The organism is Streptomyces sp. SAS_281 (genome assembly GCF_052542855.1).
Genome location: NZ_JBMNDO010000171.1, coordinates 1 through 12,975, shown reverse-complemented (window position 1 = coordinate 12,975; position 12,975 = coordinate 1). Strand labels below are relative to the sequence as shown.

Sequence of the window (12,975 nt, the reverse complement as noted above, 5' to 3'; positions counted from 1 at the left end):
GGGTGGGCCCCGCACCACGTGTGGTGCGGGGCCCACCCGTCGTACTCAGAGCTCCACGACGTCCGCCACCGCACACGCCACGTTGTCCGGCGCGCCGGCCGCCTCCGCGAGCCCGATCAGCGCGCCCACGGCGGCTCCGGGCCCGTCCGCCGCGGCCAGCACCCGCGCCAGCTCCCCACCGTCGACGACCGCCGACAACCCGTCCGAGCAGAGCAGATAACGGTCGCCGGGCAGCGCGTCCCGGACGTCCACATCCGGTCCGCCGTACGGGCCGTCGCCGGACAGCGCCTTGAGGAGCATCGCCCGCTGCGGGTGCGAGAACGCCTCCTCCTCCGTCAGCGAACCGTCGTCGATCATCGACTGCACCAGGCTGTGGTCGTGCGTGATCCGGAACAGCTCTCCCCCGCGCAGCAGATACGCCCGCGAGTCCCCGATGTGCACCAGGCCCAGCCGCGAACCCGTCCACATCATCGCCGTGAGCGTCGTCCCCGACTCCTCGGGCGACCCGCCCCCGCCGCTCCCCGCCACCGCGTCCCGCACCGCGAGCGCCACCCGCTCCGCCACGTCGTGCAGGCTGTTCAGCAGCTCCGCCGCCGGCACCGCGCCCGGTGCGAACGGTTTCAGGGCCTCGATCGCGGCCGTGCTGGCTCCCGCACCGCCCGCGCCGAACCCGTCGGCGACCGCGAGCAGCCGGGCCCCGGCGTAGACCGCGTCCTGATTGGTCTCGCGCACCGCGCCCGTGTCGGTGCGAGCCGCGTAGCGGAATCCGAGTGTGCCCACCGATGTCATGACGTCCTCCGTCGACAGCTGGTCGATGAGGAAGGCCGCGAGGTCACGGCGGGCCGCCGTCTCCGCCTCGACACGCGCCCAGTACGCCCGGATCGCCGCGGCGGCCGCACCGGAATCCAGCGCGATCACCTCCCTGATCCGGGCGAGCGGCATCCCGATCCGGCGCAGCCAGGCCACCAGCCGGGCCGTCCGCACCTGCGCCGGGTCGTAGTACCGGTAGCCGTTCACCGGGTCGACCAGGGCCGGCGGGAGCAGACCGAGCTCGTCGTAGCGGCGCAGCGCCTTCGCGGACAGCCGGGACATCCGGGCGAACGCCCCGATCGTCACCAGCTCCGCTCCGGGGCCCCGCCCCTGCCCGTCCTCCGTCACCGCACGCCTCCTCATACCGGGCGGACTTCCCGCCCCGGCACACTCGATCCTTGGCCTTCCCCCATGGAGAAGGTCAAGGACCGAGGACGTGCGGGTGGGCGCGGGTGTCACTCCCGCGTGTAGAAGTAGTAGTACGCGGCGAGCAGTCCGCCGAGACCGAGGATCAGCCCGATCACCGACGCCGACAGGATGCTCGCGCCTGAGAGGCTGTAGAGGAAGCCGATCGAACCGCCGGTCAGCACCCCGTACGCGGCGGCCCGCAGCTCGCGCGGCAGCCGGTTCTGGATCCGGCCGAGGCCGAAGCAGAGCACCGCGAGCACCGCGCCGGAGACCAGTCCGAGGGCGAGCCGGGTGCCCGTGAGCACCCCGCCGCCACGGACGATGGCGGTCGCGTAGCAGCCCATGATCAGGCCGAGCGCGGCCGGGATCGCCCAGCTGAGGACCGGGCGGTGCCGGGCAGGTGTCGCATGCCTCCCGCGTACCGGCACCGAAGCGTGTGCGGCCATGGCAGTGAGCTCCTTCCGTCACCCCCGCTTTCCCTCCAGAGCACACCTGGTCGGGCCGCCCGGCAACTCGGATGGCCCACGGCCCGGGGCGCCACGGCGCCATCCGGGATTCCCTGGAGGGGTGCGGACGTATTTCTCGGTGGCCCTGTCGGCGGTACTGCTGGTGCTGCTGGCCGTCCTGGTGCCGCTGAGCGCGCTGTCCGCCTGGGTCGACCTGGAGATCGACGACACGGACCGTTACGTGGCCGCCGTCGCCCCGCTCGCCGACGACCCGGATGTGCAGAACACCGTCGCCGACCTGATCACCGACAGCGCGATGAAGCAGATCGACGTCGGGCCGCTCCAGAGCACCGTGCGCCAGTTCCTGCACCAGGCCGTGGAGTCCTTCACCACCACGGAAGCCTTCCAGGACGCCTGGACCGCCGCCAACCGCACCGCGCACGAAACGGTCACCGCCGCGCTGGACGGGCAGAGCGGTGAGAGCGTCACGATCGACCTGGCGCCCGTCACGGAGCAGGTGAAGCGGAACCTGGTGGACAACGGGGTGCCGTTCGCCGATCGGATCCCCGTCCAGCACACCGATATCCAGCTGGTCTCCGCCGACCGCGCGGACCAGCTGCGGCAGAGCTTCCAGTGGCTGCGGACCGCGAGCGTGTGGCCGGCCGTGGGCACGCTCGTCTTCGCACTGCTCGCCGTCGCGCTCGCCTGGATGCGCGGCGGACCCGGCCGTCGGACCCGGACGATGGCCGCGCTGGCCGGCACCGCCGTGGCGGGCGCGGGCTTCGCGCTCGGCGCGCTGGTGCTGCGCGGGCTGCTGGCCCTGGCCCGCGACCGGGTCCTCGACGAGGTCCCGGACAGCGACACCGGCGCCGCCGCGGCCGTCTACGACGCGCTGACCTCCTCGCTGCGCACCACGGTGTGGATCGTCTTCGGCCTGGGCCTGGCCGTCGCGGTGTGCGCGGTGGCGGCCCGGATCTGGGCCCAGCGGGTGCTGCCGGCGCCGACGGAATGACGCGTCCGCTCCCCCGGAGCGGCACGACTGGGAGGTGTACGGATGCGAGCCATCGCCGTCAGCGCGCTACGGACCGAGCCGGTGCTGGTCGAGCTGCCCAAGCCGGAGCCACGGCCCGGCGAGGTCCGGGTGCGGGTCGATTACGCGTCACTCAACCCGCTGGACTGGCAGGTCACGGACGGCTCGGCCGGTGAACTCGCCCCGGTGCCCCGGACCTTCCCGTTCGTCGTCGGCGTGGACTACGCGGGCCGCGTCGACATGATCGGCGGCGGCGAGAACCGCTTCCGGGTCGGGGACCCGGTCTTCGGGCGGGCGGGCGTGGCCGACACGTGCGGCTCGTACGGGGAGTACCTGTGCGTGCGGCAGGACTCCGCCATCACCCTCGTCCCGCGCGGTCTCGACGCCCGGGCCGCCGCCGCGCTGCCGTCCGCCGGGATGGCCGCCGCGCAGATCCTGGAGGCGGTGGCGCTGCGCGGCCACGAGACCCTGCTCGTCATCGGTGCGGCGGGCGGGGTCGGCTGCTGTCTGACGCAGCTCGCCCGGGCCCGCGATGTCCGCGTGATCGCGGCGGTGCGCGGTGACGAACGGTCCAGGATGGGGTCGTTGGGCGCCGCCGCCTCGGTGGACCTCACGGACGGCGCGCCCGCCGGCGCGCTGCGGAGGGCCTGCCCGGACGGCATCGACGCGCTGGCCGACCTGGCGTCGGCGGTGCCGGACGGGTTCGCGGCACACGCGGCGGCGGTCCGGCCGGGCGGCATCGCGCTCTCCACCCGGGGAGCCGCCGCCGGGGCCCGGCTGCCCGAGGGCGTCAGGGGCGTCGACTTCCGTCTCGACCCGAGCCCGGTCCTGCTCGACGTGCTGGCGGCGGGGGCGGCGGACGGCATCCTGCGCGTGCCCGTCGACGCCGAACTGCCGTTGGAGGAGGCGCCGTCGGCCCTGGCGCGCAACCGGGCGGGCGGGGCGCGCGGCAAGACGGTGATCGCGCTGCGCGGCTGACCCGCGGGCGCAGCCGGTCACTCCGCCGGGCCGGGGCCCGTTCCGCGCAGCCGGTCACTCCGCCGGGCCGGGGCCCGTTCCGCGCAGCCGGTCACTCCGCCGGGCCGGGGCCCGTTCCGCGCAGCCGGTCCATCTCGCGACGGTCCCGCTTCGTGGGCCTCCCCGCGCCCCGGTCGCGTACCGGGACCTGGATCGCGGTCTCGCGCGGCGGCGGGGGCGGGCTGTTGTCGACGAAGCACTCGGCGGCCACGGGCGGGCCCACCCGCTTCTTCACCAGCTTCGACACGACGACGATCCGGTCCCGGCCCGCGTGGCGGAGCCGCACCTCGTCACCGACCCGCACCGGCTGCGCGGGCTTGGCGCGTTCGCCCGCGACCTTCACATGACCCGCACGGCAGGCGGCAGCGGCCTGCGCCCGGGTCTTCGTGAGCCGGACCGACCAGATCCAGACATCGACCCGGACACTGCCCTCCGTCTGCGGAGCCTCACCCGTAACCATGCGTCCGACTGTAAGCGGTGGGCCCGGGCGGTACGTTCCCGCGTCAACTCGACGCCTACGCGGTGCAGGTGAAGCGGCGGCGCGGTGAACGGCCCTTACAGCTCTCAGGACTCGGTCCGGGATCGGTTCGCTCTCGGTTGTCCCACATGCGGGCCGTGCCGCCGGACGGCCTTATCCGGCCGCTAACCTTACGTATCCGCCCTGGCCAGGGATCAATTCCCGCAGTACGGACATTCATCGCACCCAACTCACGCGAAAGGCTCGCCCATGGGCATTCGGAGCTTGCTGCGCAAGGTGTTCGGCCGTGACCGCACGGACCAGGACGACCCGACGACGGCCACGGTCCCGCCCCAGGGCGAGCACGCGAGTGCCACGGCGGAGCCGGACGAGGCACCCGTCAAAATCTCGGTGCCCGCCCCCGCGTCGTCCGGCGAGGTCACGGAGGTGTCCGACGAGGGCACGAAGGCGCCGGGCGAGGACGCCAAGGCGTCGGACCTGGTGGCCGCGGCCTTCGACAACCCGCCCACGCCCACGCCCACGGTCCCGGCCCAGGGCAAGGGCCCGGACGCGGAGACCGAGGCGGCGGCTCCCGCGGAGCCGGAGGCGGCCGCCGAGGCGGAGGCCCCGGAGCCGGTCGTGGAGCCGGAGCCCGTCGCGCCCGTGGCGGAGCCGGAGCCGCCGGCCGCCGAGCCCGTCGCGGCCCCTGAGCCGGTCGCGGCCACGGAGACCCCCGAGCCCGAGCCGGTCACCGCGAGCGAGGCCCCGCAGCCGGAGCCGGTGGCCGAGCCGGAGCCCGTCGCGGCACCCGAGCCCCAGGCATCCGCCCAGCCGGAGCCCGTCGCGGCACCCGAGCCCCAGGCATCCGCCGAGCCGGAGCCCGTCGCGGCACCCGAGCCGGCCGCCGAGGCCCCCGCGCCGATCACCATCGACATGGACCCGGAGCCCGAGGCGGCCACGGCCGCCCCCGGCAAGCCCGCGCTCACCCTCGCCAAGGTCAAGGCGCGGGCGCCCGAGCTGGCGGGGGCGTACAAGGCGGCGCAGGCCGGACTGAAGACGCACGGGCTGACCGGGCTGCGCGCCACCGTCTACCTGGTCCTGGACCGCTCCGGCTCCATGCGCCCGTTCTACAAGGACGGCAGCGCCCAGCACCTGGGCGACCGCACGCTCGCGCTCGCCGCGCACCTGGACGAGAGCGCCACCGTGCAGGTCGTGTTCTTCTCGACCGACATCGACGGCACCGGCACGGTGGAGCTGGACGGCCACGAGGGCCGGATCGACGCGCTCAACGCGGACCTCGGCCGGCTCGGCCGGACGAACTACCACCGCGCGGTCGAGGAGGTCGTCGCGCACTACGAGAAGTCGGGGGCGACCGGCCCCGCGCTGGTGGTCTTCCAGACGGACGGGCCCCCGGACGTCCGGCAGGCCGCCCGCCAGGCGCTCGACGCGGCGGTCCGGCTGCCGCTGTTCTTCCAGTTCGTCGCGTTCGGCGAGAAGGACGCCAAGGGCTTCGACTTCCTGCGGAAGCTGGACGCCCCGAACACCGGCTTCTTCCACGCCGGCCCCGCCCCCCGCGAGGTGCCGGACACCACGTTCTACCGCGAGCTGCTGGCCGCGCTCCCCGCGTGGGTGGCCACGCGTTCCTGAGTCGCCGGCAGACGTACGGTCACGGCGAGCCCGCCCCCGGGGGCCGGCACCGCCGTGACCGTACCGTCGTGGGCCAGCGCGATGGACCGCACGATCGACAGGCCGAGGCCGGAGCCCGGCCCCGTCCGGTCCTTGCCCTCGCCCCGGCGGAACGGCTCGAACAGCCCGGGGATGTCCGCCGCGTCCACCACGGGACCGGTGTTGCGGACCTCCAGCAGGACGCCGCCGCCGACCGGGACCACGGACACGTCGACACTTCCCTCGGGCACGTTGTAGGTCACCGCGTTGACCATCAGGTTCGCCACCAGCTGGGCCAGCAGCAGCCGGTTCCCGCGCACCGGGCAGGGCCGGGTGTCGAGCCGGAGGCCCGGATGCCGGGCCGCCTCCTCCGCCACCACCCGGGCCAGGTCCACCGGTTCCCGCTCGCTCTCGTCGAGTCCCCGCTCGCTGCGGGCCAGGACGAGCAGCCCGTCGATGAGCCGTTCGCTGCGCCGGTTGTTGTCCAGGAGCGTCTGCCGGGTGCGGTCCAGGTCCTCCGGCGTCGGGTCGTCCAGGCCGACCTGGATCGCCGTGCGCTGGGTGGCCAGCGGGGTGCGCAGCTCGTGCGAGGCGTTGGCGATGAACCGCCGCTGGCTGTCGAAGGCACGCTCCAGCCGGGCCAGCAGCGCGTCGAGCGTGTCTCCCAGTTCCTTCAGCTCGTCGTCGGGCCCGTTGGAGGCGATCCGCTCGTGGAGCGTGTGAGCGGAGAGCTTGCGCGCCTTGGCGGTCATGGCGTGAACGGGCCGCAGGACCCGGCCCGCCGTCCACCAGCCGACGCCCACCGCACAGGCCGTCATCACCAGCAGCGCGGCGGCGGACCAGATGAGCAGCTGGTGGCCGGCCGCGTCGCTGACGTGATCGGTGAGGTCGTAGACGCTCGGCGGACCGAGGCGGCGGCTGCTGACGAGCGGGCCGTTGACCGCGTAGCCGGGCTGGACGACGACGGCGGTGTCCGCGATGGCACGCGCCTGCGAGTCCGTACCGGCGCGGGAGGCCAGGTTGACCGTGGCCAGCAGGGCCGTGCCGAGGATCAGGAAGACGCCGCCGTAGACGAGGGCGATACGGGTCCTGATCGTGGAGTGCGGCAGCCGGGCCGGAAGCTTCACAGGGCGTACCCCACGCCCTGGACGGTGCGGATCACGGCCGGCTCCCCGAGCTTGCTCCGCAGCTTGCTCATGCAGACCCGGACGGCACCGGTGAAGGGATCGGCGTTGGCGTCCCAGGCCCGTTCCAGCAGTTCCTCCGCGCTGACCGTCCCGCCGTCCGCCTCCAGGAGCAGTTGGAGCACGGTGAACTCCTTCGGCGACAGGTCCAGGTCCCGCCCGTCCCGGGTCGCCGACCGCCGTACAGTGTCGAGGCGGATGCCGTACCGCTCCAGCTGCGGCGGTACGGGGCGGGCGCTGCGCCGCCGCAGGGCGCGTACGCGGGAGACCAGCTCGGGGAACTCGAACGGCTTGCCCAGGTAGTCGTCGGCGCCCAGGTCGAGCCCGGCCACCCGGTCCTCCATGGAACCGGCGGCCGTCAGCATCAGGATCCTGGTCCGGGAGCCGGAGGCGACGAGCCCGCGCGCCACGTCGTCGCCGTGCACCCGGGGCAGATCGCGGTCCAGGACGACCACGTCGTAGTCGTGCAGCCCCAGGTACGCCTGGGCGGCATCACCGCTGTACACCGTGTCGACGGCGAAGCCCGCCCGCCGCAGCCCGGTGGCGACCAGTTCCGCGAGGACTTCCTCGTCCTCGGCGACCAGTACCCGCATCGTGATGTCCCTCGCCTCGTGCATGCGTGTCCACTCCCTCCCAGGATGCGTCCTTGATACGGGAAGGGAGGTTTCGCAAAGCTCTCCGGCCGGGGCGGTTCAGCGGCCCAGCGACTCCGCGTCCCCCATCACGATGACGGGCTCCATGGCCGGGTCGAGGGCGCCCAGGAGTTCCTTCATCCTGTCCTCGGTGACCGAGACACAGCCCTGGGTCGGTCCTCCGTGGTCCACGTGCACCCAGATCCCGCCGCCGCGCTCCTCGCCGAGCGGACGGGTGTGGTCGAGCGGGGAGGTGCCGGGGAGGCGGTTGTAGTCGATGGCGACGACGTAGTCGAAGGACCCCTCCAGCGGCTCCCCGTGGAACCCCTCGCCGGTCACGGCGAAGTCCGGGCTCAGGTCGTACGGGAGCGCTGTGTCGGGGGGCGCAAGGCGGCCGCCCGCCGCGGTGAGGGTGAAGACCCCGACGGGTGAGCGCAGATCGCCCTCCCAGTGCTCACCGGTCCAGCCGTTGAGGGCGTTGTGGGCGGGCCAAGGGCCCAGCGTGGCGCGCCAGCCCGGTCCGGCCGGCCCGTCCCGGGTGTAGAGGACGGCGGTCGAGCGGTTGGAGTCCGCCGAGTCCCCGGTCACCACGAACGCCTGCCGCGCCGTGGCCGGGACCGCCGCCCGGGTCTTCGGCCCGAGGCCGGGCAGCTCCGTGGGCTGCGGGGAGGCCGCCGGAGCCGGCGGCACGGGCGACGCTCCTCGCGACGGCACCCCCGCGGCGACCTCGGGCGGCCCCGGTACGCCGTTGATCCGTACCTGCTCGGTGGTGGCACCGCTCACGTCCGTACCGGCGAAGCCACCCGCCCCGCAGCCGGCGAGCAGCGCGAGCAGGACCAGGGAGCAGACGACGTGCGGCAGGCGCAGGGGCACGCGCGGAGGGGGCACGGGCACGGAGGGCTCCTCAGCATTGGGTGCGCCGGTGTCGGCCCAGCCAGTCATTGCCGCCCACGTCGCCCCCCAATCCGGGGCGGAGCCCATCCGGCCGTAGCCGTTCAGGTGATTCCTGTGCTCAATCGGAACCGCTCGGTGGCGCCTTGTCGCCCGTCACGCGAACAGCCCCCGGCCAGTGGCGGCCGGGGGCTGTTTCACGTGAAACGGGCGGAACTACTTCTGCGCGTCCTTCGCCGGCGCGGCCGGCTTGCGGAGCTGGATGTTGAGCTCGCGGAGGCGGGTCTCCTCCAGGACGGTGGGCGCGCCCATCATCAGGTCCTGGGCGTTGCCGTTCAGCGGGAAGGCGATCGTCTCGCGGATGTTCGGCTCGTCGGCGAGCAGCATCACGATGCGGTCGACACCCGGGGCGATGCCACCGTGCGGCGGGGCGCCGAGGCGGAACGCCTTGAGCATGCCCGCGAACTCGCGCTCCACGGTCTCGCGGTCGTAGCCGGCGATCTCGAACGCCTTGATCATCAGCTCGGGCTCGTGGTTCCGGATGGCGCCGGAGGACAGCTCGATGCCGTTGCAGACGATGTCGTACTGCCAGGCGAGGATGTCCAGCGGGTCCTTCTCCTCCAGGTCCTTCACGCCGCCCTGGGGCATCGAGAAGGGGTTGTGGGAGAAGTCGATCTTCCCTGTCTCCTCGTCCTTCTCGTACATCGGGAAGTCGACGACCCAGCAGAACCGGAAGACGCCCTCCTCGAAGTGGCCGGCCCGCTTGGCGGCCTCGACACGGACGGCGGACATGATCTTGGAGACCTCGTCGAACTCGCCGGCGCCGAAGAAGACGGCGTGGCCCGGGACGAGCGACAGCCGCTCCGTGAGCGTCTTGACGTCGGTCTCGGTGAGGAACTTGGCGATCGGCCCGGCCAGCGTGCCGTCCTCGCCGACGCGGACCCAGGCGAGGCCCTTGGCGCCGTGCTCCACGGCGTACTCGCCGAGGCCGTCGAAGAACTTACGGGACTGGCCCGCCGTGTCCGGCACCGGAAGGGCGCGGACGTGCTTGCCGGCGAACGCCTTGAACCCCGAGTCCGCGAAGACGTCGGAGATGTCGACCAGCTCCAGCTTGGCGCGCAGGTCCGGCTTGTCGTTGCCGTACTTCAGCATCGACTCGCGGAACGGGATGCGCGGGAACGGCGAGGTGACGTGGCGGCCGTTGCCGAACTCCTCGAAGAGCTCGGTCATCAGCTTCTCGATCGGCCGGAAGACGTCCTCCTGCTCCACGAAGGACATCTCGACGTCGAGCTGGTAGAACTCGCCGGGCGAGCGGTCGGCGCGGGCGTCCTCGTCGCGGAAGCAGGGCGCGATCTGGAAGTAGCGGTCGAAGCCGGAGATCATCAGCAGCTGCTTGAACTGCTGCGGGGCCTGCGGCAGCGCGTAGAACTTGCCGGGGTTCAGCCGGGACGGGACGACGAAGTCACGGGCGCCCTCGGGGGAGGTCGCGGTGAGGATCGGCGTCGCCATCTCGTTGAAGCCGAGGGCGACCATCTTGGAGCGGATCGCGGCGATCACGGCGGAGCGCAGCATGATGTTGCGGTGCATGCGCTCGCGGCGCAGGTCCAGGAAGCGGTACTCCAGGCGCCGCTCCTCGTTCACGCCGTCCTCGGCGTTGATCGTGAAGGGCAGCGGGCCGGCCTCGCCCAGCACCTCGACCTCGGAGACCTCGATCTCGATCTCACCGGTCGGCAGGTCCGGGTTGACGTTCTCGGCGCCGCGCGCGGAGACCTTGCCGTCGATCCGGACGACGGTCTCCTTGGTGAGCTTCGCCAGGGCCTCGTTGCCCGGCGTGCCGGGGCGGGCGACGAGCTGCACGAGACCGTAGTGGTCGCGCAGATCGATGAAGAGGATGCCGCCCAGGTCTCGGCGATTGTGCAGCCAGCCGCTCAGCCGGACGTCGGTGCCGACGTCAGAGGCGCGGAGCTCGCCGCAGGTGTGGGACCTGTACCGATGCATCGTCGTTCATCCAGTCTTCGCGGTTGGGGGAGATTCAGCCCTCCCAGGCTACCGCCCGCGACCGGAGCGTTTCATTGCCATTGTCCGCATCAAGATCGTCCGCAGGGCCGCACCCGCGCCCTTGCCTCGCATGCCGGTTTAAAGTGGGGCAATGCGCACCGAGGACGTGCTGGCCGCGACCGCGACCGGGCTGTGGCGCTGGGACAACGGAGCCGGGACGGTCACGCTGGACGCGGAGGCCGCCCGTCTGCTGGAGCTGCCCGCCGAGCCCGGCGACTTCCGCGAGTCCGAGGTCCGCTCCCGCTTCCACCCCGTCGACTGGAACGAGATCGCCGGGGTGATCAGCCTCGCCGTGGCCGAGGGCACCCTGGCGGAGGCCCGGCTGCGCATCGTGGACGGCAGCGGCCGGGTCCTGCGCACCCTGCGCAGCCGCTCCAAGCCCGTCCCGGCCGGAGAGGGCCGCCAGGACTACGTGCTCATCGGCACGCTCCAGGAGGTCGCCGAGCCCCCGCCGGGCACCGTCGGGACGCACACCGCCATCACCGGCGACTGGCGGCGCTCCCGCGAGGCGTTCCTGCTGGACGCGGGGCGGGCCCTGGCGGAGGCCGGGTCCACCACGGAGGTGCTGCGGGTCGCCTACTCGCTCTCCATGCCCGGGTTCTCGCCGGACGGCCTCGCGGTCTTCGGCGTCGAGGGCGAGCGGCTGACCGTCGTCGGGCAGCACGGGCACTCCCTCAGCGACGAGGGTCCCTTCACCGACATGCCACTGGACACGGACTACCCGGCCACCGAGGTCGTCCGGACGGGCCGGGCGATCTATCTGCCCACGCCCGAGGACTACCGGGCCCGCTACCCCGCCACCTGGCCGCTGGCCCGGCGGTTCGGGCGCCGCTCCTGGGCCTTCCTGCCGCTGACCGTGTCCGGGCGCACGATGGGCACCTGGATGGCCGGCTTCCGGCATCCTGTGGCGTTCTCGCCGGACGAGCGGTCGGTGCTGACGACCGTGGCCCGGATGCTCGCCCAGGCCCTGGCCCGGGCGGGCGCCGCCGACACCGAGCGGGAGCTCTCGCTGGGCCTCCAGCGCACGATGATGCCCTCGCTCGGCCCGGACATCCCCGGGATGACCGTGGCCGCGCGCTACGTGCCGACGGGCGGCGGCCTCCAGGTCGGCGGTGACTGGTACGACCTGATCCCGCTGCCCAGCGGCCGCATCGCCCTCGTGATCGGCGACGTCCAGGGCCATGACGTGCGGGCGGCGGGCCTCATGGGCCAGCTCCGGATCGCACTGCGCGCGTACGCCTCCGAGGGGCACCGCCCCGACGCGGTGCTGGCGCGTGCCTCGCGCTTCCTCTCCGGCCTCACCGACCCCGGCGAGGACGACGAGGCCACGGCCGCGCGGTTCGCGACCTGCCTGTACGCGGAGGCCGACCCGGAGACCGGGGTGCTGGACATCGCGCGGGCCGGCCACCCCGACCCCGTGGTGATGACCGCCGACGGCACCGCCGTCGTCCGGCAGACCGAGGGCGGGCTGCCCCTGGGCGTCGAGGCGGACGCGGACTATCCGACGACGCGGATCGTTCTGGAGGCCGGGGAGACGATCATGCTCTGCACGGACGGGCTGATCGAGACCGGCGGCCACGACCTGGCCTCCGGCTGGGTACGGCTCCGGCCGATCCTGGAGCGGCACACCGGCGACCTGGAGAAGCTGGCGGACGCGCTGGTGCAGGCGGTGCACGGGCCCGGCTCGCACTACACCACCGGGCCGCTCGCGGACCGGCGCGAGGACGATGTCGCGGTCCTGCTGCTGCGCCGCGAGGGCACCGACATGGCCCCGGCGGCGCCCCGGCGGACCGCGCTCTCCATCGCCCAGGCCGAACCGGAGCGGATCTCGACGGCCCGGCAGCTGCTGCGGGAGCTGCTGCACGACTGGGCGGACCCCGACCAGGTCGACGCGGCGGTGCTGCTGCTCTCCGAGGTCGCCACGAACGTCCTGGTGCACACGGACGGGGACGCGCTGATGGTCGCCCAGGCGACCGGGACGCCGGGGGAACGGTGTCTGCGGGTGGACGTGTCCGACGGCAGCGACGAGCTGCCGCACAAGCGGCGGCCCGGCGAAATGGCCTCCAGCGGCCGGGGCCTGGTGCTGATGGAGATGCTCGCGCACAAGTGGGGGGTCGATCCGCGCGGAGCGGGCAAGTCGATCTGGTTCGAGCTGAACGAGGCCGAGCACCCGGAACCGGCGTTCCCCGCCGACCTGGACCTCGGCTAGGGCGGGTTTCGAAAGTCCCGCCTGTCCGGCCTCCGGGCGGACGGCGCTACTTTCGAAACACGCCCTAGTTGTATTGACCCGCAGGGTTGTTGACGCGGGTGATTGGGGGCCGGCCTCCGAGTGCGGTGTGGCAGCGATGGTAGTTGTAGCTGTGCAGGAAGCCCTGGA

Annotated in this window: 11 protein-coding genes and 1 pseudogene; 4 read left to right on the top strand and 8 right to left on the bottom strand. The window is 73.3% G+C overall.

Annotated features, from left to right (window positions below; all coding sequences use genetic code 11):
* Positions 1-45 precede the first annotated feature (45 nt).
* The gene (locus ACN6LM_RS35695; RefSeq protein ID WP_445069583.1) at positions 46-1,173 is read right to left on the bottom strand and encodes a MerR family transcriptional regulator; all 1,128 of its coding nucleotides are present in this window, start codon (positions 1,171-1,173) and stop codon (positions 46-48) included.
* A 92-nt stretch (positions 1,174-1,265) separates the two neighbouring features.
* Positions 1,266-1,664 (bottom strand): hypothetical protein, encoded by a 399-nt coding sequence (locus ACN6LM_RS35690; RefSeq protein WP_425812842.1) that lies wholly within the window; start codon positions 1,662-1,664, stop codon positions 1,266-1,268.
* Between the two features lie 121 nt (positions 1,665-1,785).
* Here ACN6LM_RS35690 and ACN6LM_RS35685 point away from each other — a divergent pair, with 121 nt between their 5' ends.
* Positions 1,786-2,676: a hypothetical protein gene (locus ACN6LM_RS35685; protein ID WP_445069582.1), complete on the top strand. Its 891-nt coding sequence runs from the start codon at positions 1,786-1,788 to the stop codon at positions 2,674-2,676.
* A 42-nt stretch (positions 2,677-2,718) separates the two neighbouring features.
* Positions 2,719-3,672 (top strand): NADP-dependent oxidoreductase, encoded by a 954-nt coding sequence (locus tag ACN6LM_RS35680; protein ID WP_445069581.1) that lies wholly within the window; start codon positions 2,719-2,721, stop codon positions 3,670-3,672.
* Positions 3,673-3,763: 91 nt separating this feature from the next.
* On the opposite strand, the gene ACN6LM_RS35675 is transcribed toward ACN6LM_RS35680, so the two are convergent.
* Positions 3,764-4,171 carry an RNA-binding S4 domain-containing protein gene (locus tag ACN6LM_RS35675; RefSeq protein ID WP_445069580.1) on the bottom strand — a complete coding sequence of 136 codons (408 nt, stop codon included), beginning with the start codon at positions 4,169-4,171 and terminating at the stop codon, positions 3,764-3,766.
* A 267-nt stretch (positions 4,172-4,438) separates the two neighbouring features.
* Between ACN6LM_RS35675 and ACN6LM_RS35670 the strand changes: the two genes are divergently transcribed.
* Positions 4,439-5,815, top strand: coding sequence for a VWA domain-containing protein (locus ACN6LM_RS35670; RefSeq protein ID WP_445069579.1), 1,377 nt, complete (start codon positions 4,439-4,441; stop codon positions 5,813-5,815).
* Here ACN6LM_RS35670 and ACN6LM_RS35665 read toward each other — a convergent pair.
* From ACN6LM_RS35665 to aspS, 4 genes are all read right to left on the bottom strand, one after another.
* Positions 5,764-6,960, bottom strand: a complete 1,197-nt coding sequence (locus ACN6LM_RS35665; protein ID WP_445069578.1) for a sensor histidine kinase — start codon at positions 6,958-6,960, stop codon at positions 5,764-5,766. The two genes, ACN6LM_RS35670 and ACN6LM_RS35665, sit on opposite strands and share 52 nt — an antisense overlap.
* Positions 6,957-7,610 carry a response regulator transcription factor gene (locus tag ACN6LM_RS35660; RefSeq protein ID WP_445069584.1) on the bottom strand — a complete coding sequence of 218 codons (654 nt, stop codon included), beginning with the start codon at positions 7,608-7,610 and terminating at the stop codon, positions 6,957-6,959. The genes ACN6LM_RS35665 and ACN6LM_RS35660 overlap by 4 nt, the downstream gene beginning before the upstream one ends.
* Before the next feature lie 99 nt (positions 7,611-7,709).
* On the bottom strand, positions 7,710-8,543 hold the full coding sequence (locus ACN6LM_RS35655; protein WP_445069577.1) for a L,D-transpeptidase family protein: 834 nt from the start codon (positions 8,541-8,543) through the stop codon (positions 7,710-7,712).
* A 213-nt stretch (positions 8,544-8,756) separates the two neighbouring features.
* Positions 8,757-10,538 (bottom strand): aspartate--tRNA ligase, encoded by a 1,782-nt coding sequence (aspS, locus tag ACN6LM_RS35650; RefSeq protein ID WP_445069576.1) that lies wholly within the window; start codon positions 10,536-10,538, stop codon positions 8,757-8,759.
* Between the two features lie 151 nt (positions 10,539-10,689).
* Here aspS and ACN6LM_RS35645 point away from each other — a divergent pair, with 151 nt between their 5' ends.
* Positions 10,690-12,807: an ATP-binding SpoIIE family protein phosphatase gene (locus ACN6LM_RS35645; RefSeq protein ID WP_445069575.1), complete on the top strand. Its 2,118-nt coding sequence runs from the start codon at positions 10,690-10,692 to the stop codon at positions 12,805-12,807.
* A gap of 64 nt (positions 12,808-12,871) precedes the next feature.
* Here ACN6LM_RS35645 and ACN6LM_RS35640 read toward each other — a convergent pair.
* Positions 12,872-12,975 (bottom strand): annotated as a pseudogene (locus ACN6LM_RS35640) (IS481 family transposase); the annotation flags it as partial.

Coding starts and splice junctions, on each gene's coding strand:
- ACN6LM_RS35695 (WP_445069583.1), bottom strand. CDS start 1,173: ATGAGGAGGCGTGCGGTGACGGAGGACGGGCAGGGGCGGGGCCCCGGA.
- ACN6LM_RS35690 (WP_425812842.1), bottom strand. CDS start 1,664: ATGGCCGCACACGCTTCGGTGCCGGTACGCGGGAGGCATGCGACACCT.
- ACN6LM_RS35680 (WP_445069581.1), top strand. CDS start 2,719: ATGCGAGCCATCGCCGTCAGCGCGCTACGGACCGAGCCGGTGCTGGTC.
- ACN6LM_RS35675 (WP_445069580.1), bottom strand. CDS start 4,171: ATGGTTACGGGTGAGGCTCCGCAGACGGAGGGCAGTGTCCGGGTCGAT.
- ACN6LM_RS35670 (WP_445069579.1), top strand. CDS start 4,439: ATGGGCATTCGGAGCTTGCTGCGCAAGGTGTTCGGCCGTGACCGCACG.
- ACN6LM_RS35660 (WP_445069584.1), bottom strand. CDS start 7,610: ATGCGGGTACTGGTCGCCGAGGACGAGGAAGTCCTCGCGGAACTGGTC.
- aspS (WP_445069576.1), bottom strand. CDS start 10,538: ATGCATCGGTACAGGTCCCACACCTGCGGCGAGCTCCGCGCCTCTGAC.
- ACN6LM_RS35645 (WP_445069575.1), top strand. CDS start 10,690: ATGCGCACCGAGGACGTGCTGGCCGCGACCGCGACCGGGCTGTGGCGC.